A 15,819-nucleotide genomic window follows, 5' to 3' on the forward strand; every position below is an offset into this window, starting at 1 on the left:
TTTTTGCTGTGGGGTCATTGCCATTCCTCTTGTTGAGAGGAGTAGCGTGCCGCAACGACGTTAGCGCGGGAAGATGGGGTTAATTAGCCGCTTACGTTTACAAGGTGGACTTCGACTCCAACGAGCTGATTGCCAACTGCATTCGCGTGCTCGACAAGGAGCTGAAGGTCACTCCCCTGCAATACATCATTCAGACGGGTATTCAGAAGGAGAACCTGACCGACGATCAACTCAAGTCAGGCCAGGGGTTCAAAGTAGCCGACACAGAGAACGAATATCACAGTGCCAGCGCTTACTCTGGCGTTAAATACGACCTGGTAGGCAAGCTCGCCACCGATACCAACCTGACTCGCAGAACCATTGCCGCTATTCTGGGCAAGATACAGCCAGCAGTGTTTGGCCAGTTCAAGCAGAACCCGGAGCACTTTCTGGCGGAAGCCACACGTCTTATCAAGGAGCAGAAGGCTTCGGTTATCATCGAAAAGCTCTCTTACGATGAAACAGACGACCGTTACGATACCGACATTTTCACCGCAGCCCAAAGCCGGCAAGTTTTTTCACTGGCCGGCAGCCAATTGAAAAATCATATCTACGACTACGTGATCACCGATTCCAAGATAGAGCGTGACTTCGTGGCCGAACTGGATACCAGCACTGACGTAGTGGTGTATGCCAAGCTGCCCCGTGGCTTTCTTATTCCCACGCCGGTGGGCGACTACAACCCGGACTGGGCCATCGCCTTCAAGGAAGGCAGCGTCAAGCATGTGTACTTTATCGCCGAGACCAAGGGCAGCCTGTCTACCCTGGAGCTGCGCGGCATAGAAGAGCGCAAAATCGACTGTGCCCGCCGCTTCTTCGACAAGATCAGTGGCCAGAGCCCGGGCGAAAACGTGAAGTACGACGTGGTCACCAGCTACAGCGAACTGATGGATGTGGTGGGTGGTAAGGCTGTGAGTTAACGCGAAACAGGCTTTTATCTATCTGATTAATATTATTCGTCCTGGCCACGAACAGAGTGGCCAGGAGTATCAAGACCTATAACAAACCAAAATGGTTAATTATTGACTGGTTAGATGTTTTATTAATTTTAGTGATGGTTGATTAATGAATTTATTTACACAATCAACAACCTTCATCAGTTTTGGAGTTATCTTGTAACAATTATATTTGAAATATTCTCTATTCTCACCTGTGCAAGATAACCCAGTTATAGACAGCTCATGATCATCAGGATCTATGTCCATGGATTCAACCTTTGAGTAATAATATAAGTCATGAGGCAATACTCCTATACCTTTATATACTAAAAAAGAATCGGTAAAACAAATTCCTGTCTTACCGCTTCCAAATACTGTTGTGTCAAACTGTACAAGTAAGTTGAAGCGATGAACTTCAAAGTTAGGCACATAGTCATGCAAGTCATAACTTCTGCCGCTCGGTTTATGAGCGTATGCACTTACCGCATTATCAAATTTTTTCTTTGCTTTGCTATCTGACAACTCACTTGGCAATACAACAAATTTTATTCCGTCAGCAAGTTCATCTTTAATAGATGCAAATATCTGACGAAATGAAAGCATCTCTTTTCTACAATACTCTAGAACAAAGTCATGTATATTTATTGCCTCCAGTTCCTCTAACTCAGGTTCTTCAGCTTGTTCTTCAAAAATAGTTTTCAGTGCTTGCTCAAGAACTTTATTATTATTCTCCTCATTTAACTTTATATTTCTAGCTTGCATGTCCTTATAATACCTATCCCAACTCCCAGAGATACCTTCTATAAAAAACCTCATTTCATTAGATGAAACATCAAGACCATCCAATAAACTCAAAATATCTTTATTCACACCACCCTCACTCTAACATTTATTAAAAACAAATAACTTATGACTTCATAGCGCCTCTAAGCGTATCAGCCAGCTTATTTTCTATATTTAAAATCCCAGCCGAGATTAAGTCACTGTGCTTATCACTAAAAAAGTAAGACATATCACCAATCTTATTTCTAACATTCAAACATAGCTCATCACTTTCTCTCCAAAAAGGAAAAACTCTCTCTGCCATGCATTTAGAGCTAGGTATTTCTTTTATATGATTTTTGTTCATCCAATCAATAAAAACCAACTTCTCCAATCTTTTTTGAGCTCTTAAACATGCAATTCTTTTTATATCTTCTATTTGTTCTAAACTAATTTCTGAATGGCAATGTGATTGCACAATAAAAACATGCTCTAAGGGTCTTTTAAAATTCAATGGTGGGCGCTGCTTTAACAACTCAGAGAGGTAATATATTTCACTATCTGACATAAAGCCACTTACTCTTGACAGGAATATTATTCCATCAACAAGAGCCAACGCGCTCAATGCTTTTTCACCATCATCTGAATTAAATTCATTCATTGTGCCTGGTGTATCAAGCAACCATGTGCTTTTCAGGATTTCAGCATTAGAAAATATTACTGCTACGTGTGCACCACTTAGGCTTGATTCGTTATAGCTATGTGCACCAAGCTTTTTAAGTGTACTTTCACCACCATCCTCCACTAGATATTTCTTACAAAGCGCTTTTTCCGAAATCATATATGGCTTAAATCCCTGCCTAAATATCGCAACTTTGGAATTTATATGTTCAGGTCTATCATCCTCATGCATCAGAATGTTAATCACACATGTTGCAGGCTGATAATTGGTGGGTAGAATACCGTCATTAGTAAGAGAGTTAACTAAGGTTGATTTACCAGCATCAAACTGACCAAAAAAACCGATAACAGGCTTTCTATCAAAACATTTGATAAAATCAAACGAGAGATCAACCTTTTCAATCACATCTCTTACACTACCGTCATCAAAGTTTAATTTATTTAATATTCCTCTAACTTTGGAGATTTTAATAATTGCATTTTTTATTTTTTCATTATTAGCATTCATGCATAAGGACCCGCGCAATTATAAACATTAAGGTTAGCGCACACAATGCGCTAACCTAGTTAGTAGATCAAAAGAAACTTTTAACTTTTGATAAAGTTTTTATACAGTTTGACAATTCATTAACATTGTATTCTTTACTTGCATCTTCCTTAAGGCTTTCAATAAAACACTCAGTTTCCGATATTAGTTCAGATAGGCCAGACTTAGTTGCATGTTCAGTGCTTACCCAGAAATCTTTAACTGGATTTTCTACTTTTTCCCAAACACTATCTTTTTCAAATGCTTCACAAACTTTCTTAGCCAACCCTTTCTGCCAAGAGCCTCCAGCCAAACGATAAAACATATATCCAATAGCTGCAGCTATTGCAATGCCTATAGTGATAGGTCCACCAATAGCAGCTACAAAGCTGGTTACAGAAGTAACACTGCTAGCCAAGCCCAAGCTAGTAAGAACTCCTGCAGCTTTTCCGACCAGTATATAGGCCCCTAGGTTACTAGCGATAGTTGATACATAAAGCGACATTGCACCCAGGCTACTAATACCTGATAATCCTCCAATGAATGCAGCTCTCGAGTCGAAACCTGAAATATCAAGCTCCAAGTTACCAACACTGGATATACAATCACTTTCTTTACAAATGTTTGGGGTGCTTTTTTGCCAACGTACAAGCAAACTATCAAGATCAAAAGAGAATGCTTTACCGCTACCTTTCAAAGTATTTTCTATTTCGGTAGTAAGTAGTTGGCCAATATAGTTACCTATTTCATTTTGAGCTGTTTTTTGATTATCAAAAGAACTTTCTATAAGTTTTGTCAAACTTTCAACACTTGTCTTACTATCGTAAAAATTCCTTAGTGTAGCTAAATCATGAACTTCCCTTGCTCTACATGAAGAGATCAGCTCGGAGAATTCTTTTTTTAATATATCAGACTCTTTTCTAAACTCTTGTTCTTGAGCTAAAATATCATTCACCCTATTTTCCACAGAGTCTTTTTTATTCTCTAGCTCATGAATCACTTGACCAAGCATAACATTCAAGCTTTTATTTATTCTTTCAATGTTATCTTTCACTATTTCCACATGATTACTGGTCAGGTAATCTACCATTCTATCTACTTCATCTACTAATTCATTACGATATTTTTCATTTTCTCTCCAGAACGGTAACGTTCTATTCGAAAGTTCATTTTGACCTGGGCATGTAATTAATTTACCATCGTTCTTCCATGATTCAAACACTAAATCATCAAACTGCTTTTTGCATCTTTTGAATGCAATATCCCCCACTTTTAAAACCTCGTCATAAGGAATTTCAGAGTGACAGTGTGACTGAACGAACAATATATGCTCTAGTGGTTTAAGTTTATCAAGTGGTGGTCTTTGTCTAATGATTTGCGCGCCAAAATATAGTTCAACATCAGACATAAACCCTGTAGTTTTAGAAAGAAAAACAATACCATCGGCAAGCTCAACTCCACCAAGAGCTTTCTCACTATCTCCTGAATCCTCATCATTTAGATTACCTGGAGTATCTAACAACCATGCACGCTCAAGTATTTCAGCTGTTGAAAAAACAACGGCTACATATGCATCACTTGATAGGTCTTCATCGTAATTGTGGATACCAAGCCTATCTAGAACACTTGTATCGCCTTGTTCAATTAGATAGGTTTTAACCATACTTTCATCATGGATCATATGAGGCATAAAGCCTTTTGAAAACAATGCCACTTGCCCATTAATTAAGTTTGGCCTATCATCTTCATGCATCAGAAGATTAACAACACATGTAGCTGGCTGATATTTAGCTGGTAGTAGCTTTTCATCTATAATCGTATTTATTAGCGTGGACTTGCCTGCATCAAAGTGACCAAAGAAACCAATAACAGGTTTTCGATCTAAATTTTTGAGAGCATAAATACCATTATCTAACTTATCCTCTAATAAAAAATCATTCAGGTATGAATGAGTGTGTGAAAGTAAAGCTTCTTTAGCACCAATCACATTAACTACAGATTTCTCTATCATGCTTGAGATAGCATGACGTGTTTTTTTATTAACCACATCCATAGATGCCCTTCCCAACTTATTAGTTAAACCATCAAGAAATATAAAGTATTCGCTAGGTTCAGAACCTACCGCCGTTAAATAGGCAGCAATATTTATTGCCGAAGCTTTAAGGGGTTGCTTCTCAATTCTAGATATTGTTCTTTGATCGAGAACGCCTCTCATACCAAATGCATCGGAGCGAACTGCAACATCTTCTTGAGATAGACCTGCGAGCTTTCTCAGCTGTACAAGATATAAGCTAAGCTTTTCAGAAATTTCACTTTCTTTCATAATTTTATTTGATCTAATTACTAACCATTTAACACTAACACCAAAGTCAAAATCATGCAAAGAACTTAGACAAATTTGTCTAAAATAACGTAATACACTGTTTTTATTACCCTTAACACACACAGCACTCTACCTAGCAGGTAGTGATGAAGTGTCAACCAGTTCGTTAGCATATACTGCATTAAATGAAACAAACATGAATACAAAGTGGCCGCCTTAACCAGTACATTATTCAATCCAATCAAACAAATTCAATGTCCGCTGCTCTCTCAGCGCCAGCGCTTCTGGATGAGAACAACCTTACACCCCCCATTCTCACAAGCTGAATACTTATTATTGGAGCTTTTATCTAGAGAACATGAAAAAACAAATTTCTGCGCTGAGTTTCCCGCCTTTACCTTGCTTAGCGCGCCAGCCATGGCTGACTTGACGATTGAGTCCAAGATCCCGGGCACTGCAGAAGGCACGGTAAAATACGCCTCAATGGACTTCTGGCTGGAAACCGATAATGGAGACACCATCGACTTGGCAGACAGCGATGAAGTCTATGACTATCTGATTGATAAGGTGGGAGAGAAAGTGCGGTTTGATGGTGCCTCTGTTACCTACAGCAATGGCCATACCTACTTTGAGCAAGCCGCTACTTTACCCGCTCTCAAGGTCAGCCTGAACACCAACGACGAAGGTGTCACTCATATTTTTCTGAATGAAGAGCCTATTTTTACTGTCACCGATTACTACCGTGCTCATGTGGTGAAGGAGTACACCACCAGTGATAACAAAATCTCTGTTATCCAGTTACTGACCGGCGGCACCGGCTTCCCGGCCATGCACATGCTGCTTGTGTCTCATCATCATGGCCAGCCCCTGCTCACGCCAACGTTTGGCACCTGCAGTGACATGATTGAAACAAAAGTGGAAGGTGGAAAAATTGTGATGGAGGTTCCGGGAAAGGCTGATGAAACCTGGACTTGGGACAACGCCACCTATCGGTTGGTAAAGCAACAAAGTTAAGAATTGAGACAGTTTGGCAGTTTCTCTGTATCTAAAAATGGGAGCGACCTTCGCTCCCATTCATTTACCACTATTTTCACGATAGTAAATTACTGCTTCTTTTCACCCAGTGGCTCACTGGATGCCAATCCATCTATCAGATCCGCCCATTCCTGCATCATGACTTTACGCTCATCCAGATACTGGGCCTGGTTGTAGCTGGCTCTTACCTTGTCTCTTTCGGCATGCGCCAGCTGGCGCTCTATTAAATCGGAGCGGTAGCCCATTTCGTTCAGCAAGGTGGAGGCTGTGGCCCGAAAGCCATGAGCCGAGAAGCCAATGCTGCCCTTGCCGCTGAACCCCATACGCTCCAGGGCTCGGTTCAACGTGGTTGCCGTCATATAGGTATCCGGGTTACGCAGGTTAGGAAACAGCAAAGCACGGCCACCAGTGAAGGTATGCAGCTCTCGTAGCAGCTCAACCGCCTGCCGGGAAAGTGGCACTATGTGAGGCTGGCGCATCTTCATTTTTTCTTCCGGGATCCGCCACTCGGCCCGTTCCAAATCAAACTCGTGCCATTCGGCTTTGCGCAGCTCTACCGTGCGCACAAAGGTCAGCAGCATCAGCCGCAAGGCAATCACAGTGGTTCTGTAGCCACCATACTCGTCCAGTGCCTTGATGAACTGAATAATCTGCTCTCGAGTAAGGGGTTTGCGGTGCTCCACCTTGGGACGGTGAATCGCGCCTTTCAGGGCGGCAGCAGGATCGTGGTCGGCACGCAGGGTGGCAACGGCATAGCGAAAGATAGCGGACGACCACTGCCGGATCAGCAATGCCACGGTTTCCGCTCCCCGCTCCTCTACACGCCGAATAATTTCCAGCAGGTGAGCTGCCGATACGTTGCGAATGGGAAGCTTTCCGATATGAGGAAACACATCTGCAGCCATAAAGCGTTCAACCTGGCGCTGGTAGTAGGGCGTCCAGCCGGAAGATTTCTTGTCTATCCACTCCCGCGCCAGCGATTCAAAGGTACTGGCATTGGCTGTTCTGTTTATCAGGCGCTCGGCTTGCCGCTGGTGCGATGGATGGATCCCTTCTTTGACCAGGGCTCTCGCCTTGTCATGTTCGGTACGAGCGCCAGCCAGGCTAATGGTTGGATACTCGCCAATGGCAAAGACATTCTCCTTGCCAGCAATGCGATAACGGTACCGCCACAGCTTTGCTCCCGAAGGCCGAACCTCCAGGTAGAGGCCCTGACCATCGGCCAGCTTCTGCGGCTTGTCGGCGGGCTTGGTGTTGCGAACTTTGGCATCTGTCAGCGGCATAATGCGGGTATCCTGATTTAGATACCCGCAACGATACCCGCAATTTTCATGGATGGCAATAGACGAAAAAAGCCTGAAATGGAGCTAAAACACTGATAATTTAGGCTTTAAGGTTTTATCAAAAGACCTTAATGGACCCCGCCGGACCTGAATGTCGATTATCGATCATCAGCAGCATGTTTGAACTATCCGTTTGATGTGGTTGGTAGTGGCTGAGCAGCGTCCGGATACCCCTATGATACCCGCATCGGCGACGAACCTGAACCAGGTGGGGCTAAGGCGCTGAACGCTCAGGCGCGGTTAACCGGAAAGGCGATCACCTGCTCCAGACGGTCGGCGCCGAGCGCCAGCATAACGAGCCGATCTATGCCCAGCGCCACCCCGGCGCAGTCCGGCAGCCCGGCCTCCAGTGCCGCCAGCAGATAGTCATCCACCGGGCGGGTCGGCAAGCCCCGTTGTATCCGTTCCCGGTTATCCTGCTCGAACCGGCGGCGCTGCTCAGCCGCATCACTGAGCTCATGAAAGCCGTTGGCCAGTTCTATGCCTTTGAAGTAAACCTCGAACCGCTCCGCTACCCGGGCGTCTTGCGGGCTGATCCGGGCGAGTGCCGCCTGACTGGCGGGAAAGTGATAGACGAAACAAGGCACTGTCTGGCCGATACGGGGCTCGACCCCCAGTGCAAACAACAGCTGCAACAGGGTATCTCTGTGTTCTTCACGAGCCACCAGATCGTCGGCCCCCAGGCCCAGGCCGGCGGCTCGTAACTGCTCCAGGGAGCCGGTCAGCGGACACACACCCAGGGTATCGATAAACGCCTGCTGGTAGCTGAGCCGCGTGGGGGCACCGCCCCCCAGCACCGTCTGCAGCACATCGGCCATTTCATCCATCAACTGGTGGTGATCGAAGCCGGGTCTATACCATTCCAGCATGGTAAATTCCGGGTTATGCAGCCGCCCGGACTCTTCATTACGGTAGGCCTTGCAGATCTGGTAGATGGCGCCGCTGCCCGCCGCCAGCAGCCGCTTCATGTGAAATTCCGGCGAGGTTTGCAGGTAAAGCGCCAGTCCCCGGGCCATGCCGGGGCCGACGAAACGGGTTTCGAAGTTATCCAGGTGAACGTCGGTCACGCCGGCACTGGCCAGGGTCGGGGTGTCGACTTCCAGCACGCCACGCTCGGCAAAGAAGCCGCGGATCCGCGCCAGCAGTCGGGCTCGTTGTTGTAGAAACGCAAGGGTGGCCGTGGGTGGCCAGGCAATCGAAGTCATGTGCGAGGTCATGTAAATGGCGCCCAAATAAGCGGATTTTACTCTTAATGTGGGCGCTTGCCAGCTTATAAGTAATCTTGCGTAACAGGTGTGGATGCAAGGATTGGTTTGCCTTTGTCGTCACCCTCGCGAAGGCGGGGGTCCAGTGTCTTTACAGGTGAACCGCAGTCTGAAAATTCTGCGCTACAGGCCCTGGATTCCCACCTTCGTGGGAATGACGACTGAACCACTCCTGTTATGCGGTATTACTTAATGCAGGCGCTTGCCAGCTTAGCGGGCGCCTTTCAGCTCTATCTGATTCCCTTCCGGATCGAACAGATAAACCGAAAGGCCTTCCCCCTCCGCACCGTAACGCATGACCGGCGTATCGATGATCACCCCGTTCAGCGCGAGATAGGTACAGAGAGAGTCCACATCGAAAGGTTCGATTCTCAGGCAGAAGTGATCCATGTTGGCCTTGCACCGATCGGGGGCTTCACCGTCCCCTCCCAGCGGGCCACGAATATCGACCAGATCGATAAGCTGCTCTCCGGCCCGCAGCTGATAGAGGCCGATGTCACTTTTTTCCCGCTCCAGACTGCAACCAAGAATACGACAGTAAAAATCCAGCATCCGCGCCGGCTGCCTCACCCTCAGTACCAGATGATCCAGCCCCAGTATCTTGAACATAACGAAACCCTCCCTGCCAGGATGCTAACAGCATGACGCAAGATCGTACAAAATAACAGCACCCTTCCGTTTCGGCGGTCTTCATGGCTTCTCTTCAGGGTCAGGCCGGACCTGATTCATCCGACATAATTATTGAACAATGAGTCAGGATTGTTGCAAAAAGTTTTCAGCGGCATAGAATGCTGAAAACCGGGGGCCTAAGAAACCCCCGGTTTTTTTGTGCCTGTCACTTATCGAGGTAATACCATGCGTATCGAAGAAGACTTGAAACTGGGCTTTAGTGATGTGCTGTTTCGACCCAAGCGCTCTACGCTCAACAGCCGTTCTCAGGTAGAGCTTGGCCGCGAATTCGTTTTCAAACATTCGGGTCGTCGCTGGTCTGGCGTGCCGGTTATTGCCGCCAACATGGATACCGTGGCCACCTTCGCCATGGCACGCGCTCTGGCCCGGCATCAGATGCTGACCGCGGTACACAAGCATTACTCCGTGGCCGAGTGGCAGGCATTTGTTCAGCAAGCAAGTCCGGATGTGCTGCAGCACGTCATCGTCTCCAGCGGCACCTCCGAAAAAGACTTCGAGAAACTGCAGCAGATACTGACGTTGTCGGATCAGCTCGCCTTTATCTGTATCGATGTGGCCAACGGTTACAGCGAACACTTCACTGCCTTTGTCGGCAAGGCGCGCAAACAGTGGCCCCGCCACACCATCATCGCCGGTAATGTGGTGACCGGCGAAATGGTGGAAGAGTTGATCCTGTCCGGTGCCGATATCATCAAGGTCGGCATAGGCCCGGGTTCCGTCTGCACCACCCGGGTTAAAACCGGCGTCGGCTACCCGCAGCTGTCGGCCATTATCGAATGCGCCGATGCGGCTCACGGTCTGGGTGGCCAGATCATCGGCGATGGCGGCTGCACCTGCCCCGGCGATGTGGCCAAGGCCTTCGGTGGCGGTGCCGACTTCGTGATGCTGGGCGGTATGCTGGCGGCGCACGAAGAATGCGGCGGCGAGCTGGTCGAGCGCGATGGCAAGACCTTCATGACGTTCTATGGCATGAGCTCTTCCAGCGCCATGGAAAAACACGCCGGCGGCGTAGCCAGGTACAGAGCCGCAGAAGGCAAAACCGTCGAGCTGGCCTATCGCGGCCCGGTGGAAGACACCATTCAGGACATTCTGGGCGGCGTGCGTTCAACCTGTACCTATGTGGGTGCCCAGTATCTGAAGGAGCTGACCAAGCGCACCACCTTCATCCGGGTGCGGGAGCAGGAAAACAACGTTTACGGCAAGGAGTAAGTCGTGAGGAGTGAGGAGTGAAGGGTTAAACATGTTTTCCCCTCACTCCTTACGCTTCACTCCTCACCGCTTTGCTCAATAAAAAACGGCGCCAAAAGGCGCCGTTTTTTATTGAGCAAAGCGTCAGGCTTACTTCACGCGGGAAACGTATTCACCGGAGCGAGTATCCACCTTCAGCACTTCACCAATCTGGATGAACAGCGGCACCCGTACTACGGCGCCGGTGCTCAGGGTAGCGGGCTTGCCGCCGGTACCGGCGGTGTCACCTTTCAGGCCCGGATCGGTTTCCACCACTTCCAGTTCGACGAAGTTGGGCGGGGTGACGGAAATCGCGGCACCGTTCCACAGGGTCAGGGTGCACACGTCCTGCTCTTTCAGCCAGAGTTTGGCATCGGAAACGGCTTTCTCGTCGGCGGCCAGCTGCTCGAAGGTCTCGTTGTTCATGAAGTGATAGAACTCGCCGTCGTTGTACAGGTAGGCCAGTTCCATGTCCACCACGTCGGCGGCTTCCACCGTTTCACCGGACTTGAAGGTTTTTTCCAGCATCTTGCCGTTGAGCAGACGGCGGATCTTCACGCGGCTGAACGCCTGGCCCTTACCGGGCTTGACGAATTCGTTTTCGACAATGGCACAGGGCTCGCCATCCAGCATAATCTTTAGGCCGGCACGGAAATCATTGGTACTATAAGAGGCCATTTTACCCTCGTGAGTTTGACAGAGTTGCAGAAAATGCCGGCAATGATACCCCTAAATGGGGGCGATTTACATAATAACTGGCAAAAAGAACTTGCCCGCGCCTTTACCTCTCCCGAACAGCTGTTGCACTACCTGCAGATTGACGCTGCCCCCTGGCAGTCGGGCTTTCGGGCCCGGCGGCTGTTTCCGATGCGGGTGCCCCGCCCCTTTGCCGACAAGATGCGTCCGGGTGACGCCCGGGATCCGCTGCTGCGTCAGGTGCTGCCCTTGGGGGAAGAATTCGAGCAGGTGCCCGGCTTTGTCACCGACCCGCTCGACGAGCACCACAGCGCCCTGCCCGGCCTGTTGCACAAGTATGAATCCCGGGTACTGCTGGTGGTGCGCGGCGGCTGTGCGGTGAACTGCCGCTACTGCTTTCGTCGTCACTTTCCCTATGCGGACAACAGCCCGGGTCGGGAAGGCTGGCATGAGGCGCTGGACTATATCGCCGCCCATGCCGAGATCAACGAAGTGATCCTCTCCGGCGGCGATCCCCTGATGGCCAGGGACGAACATCTCGACCGCCTGATCACCGGCCTGGAAGCCATACCTCATCTGAAACGACTGCGCATCCATAGCCGGCTGCCGGTGGTGATTCCGACCCGATTGACCGCAGCGTTGCAGCAACGACTAAGCGACAGTCGTCTGCAGGCGGTGATGGTGTTGCATATCAACCATGCCAATGAAATCGACGACGAGCTGGCAGCCCGGCTTGCTCCCTGGCGCCAGGCCGGTATTACCCTGCTCAACCAGAGTGTGCTGCTGGCCGGGGTGAATGATAACACCGAGGCCCTGTGCCAGCTGTCGGAGCGGTTGTTCGAAGCCGGGGTGCTGCCCTATTATCTGCATCAGCTGGACAAGGTCGCGGGCGCCGCCCACTTTGCGGTGGATGATAATGAAGCCACCGCCCTGCTGGCCGCCATGCTGGCTCGGCTGCCCGGCTTTCTGGTCCCCAGGCTGGTCCGCGAAATCGGCGGCGAACACAGCAAGACGCCCATCGATCTGGGTCTTGAACCGAACCGACATTAACAAAAGGAACAGATATGCACGATTCCGTTACCGCAAAACTGAACGACACCCTGAAAGAGCTGTATCACCAGGCAATTGATGCGGACAAGAAACTGGCCGAGCTGCGCACCCGCGGCCAGGCCAAATTCAGCGCCGTGCTGCGGGAAGACAGCCAGTTCATCACCCACGCGGATCATTTCATGCCTTATGTGGCCGAACTGGCGGAAGAGCTGGAACTGCTGCAAACGGCCACCGATGAGGAATATCAGGATTTGTTGTCACGCATGGTGCACAAAATCCAGCTGCTGGCCGAAACCCTCAGCCAGTTCGTCCGCCTGTCCTGATCATCGAGGCCGCGCCGCCGGCTACCGAGGCTGGCGGTGCCTGAGCCAGCTGCCCACTTCCTCCGCCGACAAGACCTCGCCGACCGCGTCCCCCTGCACCAGCAACGGCTGGCCCATCTCTTCCAGCACCTCAAGCTCCGCCGCATGCTGGACGCCGCAGCAAATCAGCGGTTGCTGCAGTACCCGGGCCAGAGCAAACAGGGTCTTCAGCCGGCGGCGAGGCTCTCCCTCACGTTCAATACCGCTGCAGAAGGTGGCATCCAGCTTCAGCCAGCTTATGGGTAGCTGCGACAGGGTTCCCCAGGCCGAGCAACCGCTGCCGAACTCGGTCAAGGCCATGCGAATGCCTGCCGCCCGGAGCCCTGCCATCACGGCCAGCGTCTCACGGCTATCCTGCGTCACCATGTCTTCATCGATATCCAGCACCAGCGCGTCGGTCGAGAGCCCGTGCTGTCGTAACACCGGCAGGATGACTTGCTCCAGCCCGGGCCGAAACAGCGCCGGTGGCACCTGCAGGCTGACAAACAACGAGGAAGCGCCCGGTTCTTGCCATCCGGGCAGCTGCCGACAGATCTGCTGCAGCAGCCACATAAACAACCGTTCCGACAATTGGTATTGTTCGGTGACCCGAATCAGCTCCGTCGTCGAAATGATCCCGAAGCCCGGATGATGCCAGCTCCACAGCGCTTGCAGCCCACGACAGAGACCAGAGGGCCATTCGATCAGAGGCTGTAATTGCAGACTCAGGTTGCTACTGTCCAGCGCCGCCGGCAGATCCCGTGCCAGCTGATGGCGACGCGACATCTCCTTCAGCAGGGAAGGATCGAAAAAGACATAAGGCAGCCGCTCCCGCCGGCACAATGCCAGTGCCAGCTCCCCCCGGGCCAGCAGATCCACCAGATTGTCCGCATCTGCCGGATAAAGCACCACGCCCATGATGGGCGTCATGTAAAAATCGTGGGCATCGATGGAGATCTTGTCGGCCAGCGCCTGACGAAAACGGGACAGCTGTGCCCGCACCTCCTCCAGCGACACCACGCCCCGGCCCACCACCACCACTTTTTCCTGCCAGGGCAGTGCAATAAACTCGTGAGCTTGCAGGCTCTGCTGCAGATGCCGGCTGAATGCCTGCAGCAGGCGGTCCGCCACCTCAAACCCGAAACGGTGATGGTATTCGGGTAAATCTTTCAATTCCAGCACCGTCACACTGAAGGGCGTTTTCTGTTCGATCATCGGCGCTGTGCCTCGTTGCAAGGCGAAACGATTGGGTAGTCCGGTCAGCGGATCCCGCAGTTGCTGAATCCAGTAACGCCGCAGCTCCCGCAACAACAGCAGCAGCAGCAACGCGAAGGTAATGAAGAGGCTGACTATCTGGATAGAAAGCCGCTTGCCCAACTGGCGGTAAGCCTGATCATACTGCGCATAAAATCGCACATTGTCATGCATGCTGGCGGTCACGGTACGCGATAACGGCTCCAGGTAGGGGGTCAGCTCGGCCAGTATAAAACGATAATCCGGTGAGCCGGGTTGCAGGTCGGCCACTTGCTGCTCCACCCCCCGCACCCGAGTATCAATCTGCCCGACCAACAGCCATAGGTCGGGCCGATCACCGAGGCTATCCCTGAGCGGGCTGTTCAGCAGTATCGGGATCCGGCTCCAGAGAATATCGTAACGCAGTGCCAGTTCATCCTGACCGATGGCCCCGGCATGCAACAGTCGCACCGCATCCAGAAAACGCCCCATCTCCTGCCGCAGTTGCATAAACGACCAGGGCACCTCGTAGGTTCGTTGTTCGAGCAGGGTATTGTGCTGACGAATATTCATCAGGGTATGAGTTGCAGCACTGCCAAGTATGATCATGCCCAGCAGCAAGAGGCCACCGATAACAAACTTGAAGGGGTGTACACGGCTACACAGGCCGGCCGCGCGAAGCGATAAAGGTAACAAATGTCTCATTCAGGCTCCGATAGTACCCGGATCACCCGGAGCTGCCAGGCCATAAAATGCAAGAAGTCGGCCTGCCGCACCCTGGGCACAGCATCATAGGGCAGCATCAGCCACAAGGGGCCTTTATTGCGACGACTTATCACCTTCCCATCGTCCTGCCAGGCGAGAATGGGTGCAAAGGGGCTGACCTGTGGCCAGTCGACGGCCACACTGAAGCCGTTCAGGGACTCCAGATACAGGGTAGCCACGCGGCGATGGCCGAACAGTCGTGCCATCAGCCGGTTCAGATCCACCCCTCGGTAGTGATGCGGCCTGTTTACCCAGGGATGGACAGTGGTGATATCGGACTGGGGCATGGCCTGCAATTCGCTCAGAGTGAAGTCCAGCCGCTCAAATTGCCGCTCATCGAGTCGGATATCCCCGAACAGGGTCAGCACTACCGGCTCCGTCGCCTGGGCTTGCCAGGACCACAGCAGCAACATCAGTATTCTGCCCATCAGTTTCATTACCGCTTCTCCTTAACACCGACAGGCCGGATATCCCCTTCGAAGGAATAACATAATGCTTCAAGTGAATACCATCATACCTAAATCATTGAGTCAGACTGAAGTGTAATTGAGTAATAACACTGTTCATTACGATATTTTCAGCATATAAAATTAAAAAACCGGGCACAGAGGCCCGGTTTTTGAATTATGGTCTGTTCAGCGAACAGGAAGTATAGATGTGATTCAAATGTCGGGTAGCAGCAGTGCATTACTGCACCGCCGCCCCCTAAGAACCGTACGTGCGAGTTTCCCCGCATACGGCTCAAGCCTTCATAAGCCCCTGCTAATACAGGGACCAGCGACTTTACCTCAATCAGGATCGGAACAGCGCTCGCAACGCAGGGTAAGATCACAAACGTTTTATAACCAATGTCGGGTAATTTGACCTGCTGATCGACTTGTGATCTTATACTCCCTTTTGGGAGC

The 15,819-nt window shown here is 50.4% G+C and carries 14 protein-coding genes; 5 read left to right on the forward strand and 9 right to left on the reverse strand.

From position 1 onward, the window contains the following. The first annotated feature begins 104 nt into the window (after positions 1–104). Complete coding sequence (locus tag HNR62_RS16405) at positions 105–959, forward strand: restriction endonuclease (protein WP_204796650.1); 855 nt, start codon at positions 105–107, stop codon at positions 957–959. A gap of 99 nt (positions 960–1,058) precedes the next feature. Here the strand turns inward: HNR62_RS16405 and HNR62_RS13755 are convergent, their stop codons facing one another. From HNR62_RS13755 to HNR62_RS13765, 3 genes are all read right to left on the reverse strand, one after another. Beyond that, on the reverse strand, positions 1,059–1,847 hold the full coding sequence (locus tag HNR62_RS13755; RefSeq protein WP_204796651.1) for a hypothetical protein: 789 nt from the start codon (positions 1,845–1,847) through the stop codon (positions 1,059–1,061). 37 nt (positions 1,848–1,884) lie between these two features. Beyond that, positions 1,885–2,928 (reverse strand): dynamin family protein, encoded by a 1,044-nt coding sequence (locus HNR62_RS13760; protein ID WP_204796652.1) that lies wholly within the window; start codon positions 2,926–2,928, stop codon positions 1,885–1,887. A 67-nt stretch (positions 2,929–2,995) separates the two neighbouring features. Next, positions 2,996–5,269, reverse strand: a complete 2,274-nt coding sequence (locus HNR62_RS13765; protein ID WP_204796653.1) for a helix-turn-helix domain-containing protein — start codon at positions 5,267–5,269, stop codon at positions 2,996–2,998. 207 nt (positions 5,270–5,476) lie between these two features. On the opposite strand from HNR62_RS13765, the gene HNR62_RS13770 reads away from it, so the two are divergent. Continuing rightward, positions 5,477–6,283, forward strand: coding sequence for a hypothetical protein (locus HNR62_RS13770; RefSeq protein ID WP_204796654.1), 807 nt, complete (start codon positions 5,477–5,479; stop codon positions 6,281–6,283). Positions 6,284–6,372: 89 nt separating this feature from the next. Here HNR62_RS13770 and HNR62_RS13775 read toward each other — a convergent pair whose 3' ends face one another. The 3 genes from HNR62_RS13775 to HNR62_RS13785 form a co-directional block, all read right to left on the reverse strand. Further along, on the reverse strand, positions 6,373–7,587 hold the full coding sequence (locus tag HNR62_RS13775) for a tyrosine-type recombinase/integrase (protein WP_204796655.1): 1,215 nt from the start codon (positions 7,585–7,587) through the stop codon (positions 6,373–6,375). A gap of 290 nt (positions 7,588–7,877) precedes the next feature. Next, positions 7,878–8,852: an elongation factor P--(R)-beta-lysine ligase gene (gene epmA / locus HNR62_RS13780; RefSeq protein WP_204796656.1), complete on the reverse strand. Its 975-nt coding sequence runs from the start codon at positions 8,850–8,852 to the stop codon at positions 7,878–7,880. Between the two features lie 270 nt (positions 8,853–9,122). Next, on the reverse strand, positions 9,123–9,521 hold the full coding sequence (locus HNR62_RS13785) for a VOC family protein (protein WP_239552813.1): 399 nt from the start codon (positions 9,519–9,521) through the stop codon (positions 9,123–9,125). Between the two features lie 246 nt (positions 9,522–9,767). Between HNR62_RS13785 and HNR62_RS13790 the strand changes: the two genes are divergently transcribed. After that, the gene (locus tag HNR62_RS13790; RefSeq protein WP_204796657.1) at positions 9,768–10,811 is read left to right on the forward strand and encodes a GMP reductase; all 1,044 of its coding nucleotides are present in this window, start codon (positions 9,768–9,770) and stop codon (positions 10,809–10,811) included. Positions 10,812–10,940: 129 nt separating this feature from the next. Here HNR62_RS13790 and efp read toward each other — a convergent pair whose 3' ends face one another. Next, positions 10,941–11,507: an elongation factor P gene (gene efp / locus HNR62_RS13795; RefSeq protein ID WP_204796658.1), complete on the reverse strand. Its 567-nt coding sequence runs from the start codon at positions 11,505–11,507 to the stop codon at positions 10,941–10,943. A 42-nt stretch (positions 11,508–11,549) separates the two neighbouring features. Between efp and epmB the strand changes: the two genes are divergently transcribed. Together epmB and HNR62_RS13805 are read left to right on the forward strand one after the other, a co-directional pair. Next, positions 11,550–12,575 carry an EF-P beta-lysylation protein EpmB gene (epmB, locus tag HNR62_RS13800; RefSeq protein WP_239552814.1) on the forward strand — a complete coding sequence of 342 codons (1,026 nt, stop codon included), beginning with the start codon at positions 11,550–11,552 and terminating at the stop codon, positions 12,573–12,575. 14 nt (positions 12,576–12,589) lie between these two features. Further along, entirely contained in the window at positions 12,590–12,898 is a 309-nt protein-coding gene (locus tag HNR62_RS13805; RefSeq protein WP_204796660.1) for a hypothetical protein, read from the forward strand. A 21-nt stretch (positions 12,899–12,919) separates the two neighbouring features. On the opposite strand, the gene HNR62_RS13810 is transcribed toward HNR62_RS13805, so the two are convergent. Next, positions 12,920–14,854 (reverse strand): GGDEF and EAL domain-containing protein, encoded by a 1,935-nt coding sequence (locus tag HNR62_RS13810; protein WP_204796661.1) that lies wholly within the window; start codon positions 14,852–14,854, stop codon positions 12,920–12,922. Further along, on the reverse strand, positions 14,851–15,351 hold the full coding sequence (locus HNR62_RS13815) for a putative pterin-binding protein (protein WP_239552815.1): 501 nt from the start codon (positions 15,349–15,351) through the stop codon (positions 14,851–14,853). Before HNR62_RS13815 ends, HNR62_RS13810 begins: the two co-directional genes overlap by 4 nt. Positions 15,352–15,819: the final 468 nt, after the last annotated feature.

Origin of the sequence: Oceanisphaera litoralis, assembly GCF_016907015.1 — a bacterium.
Classification (GTDB): domain Bacteria; phylum Pseudomonadota; class Gammaproteobacteria; order Enterobacterales; family Aeromonadaceae; genus Oceanimonas; species Oceanimonas litoralis.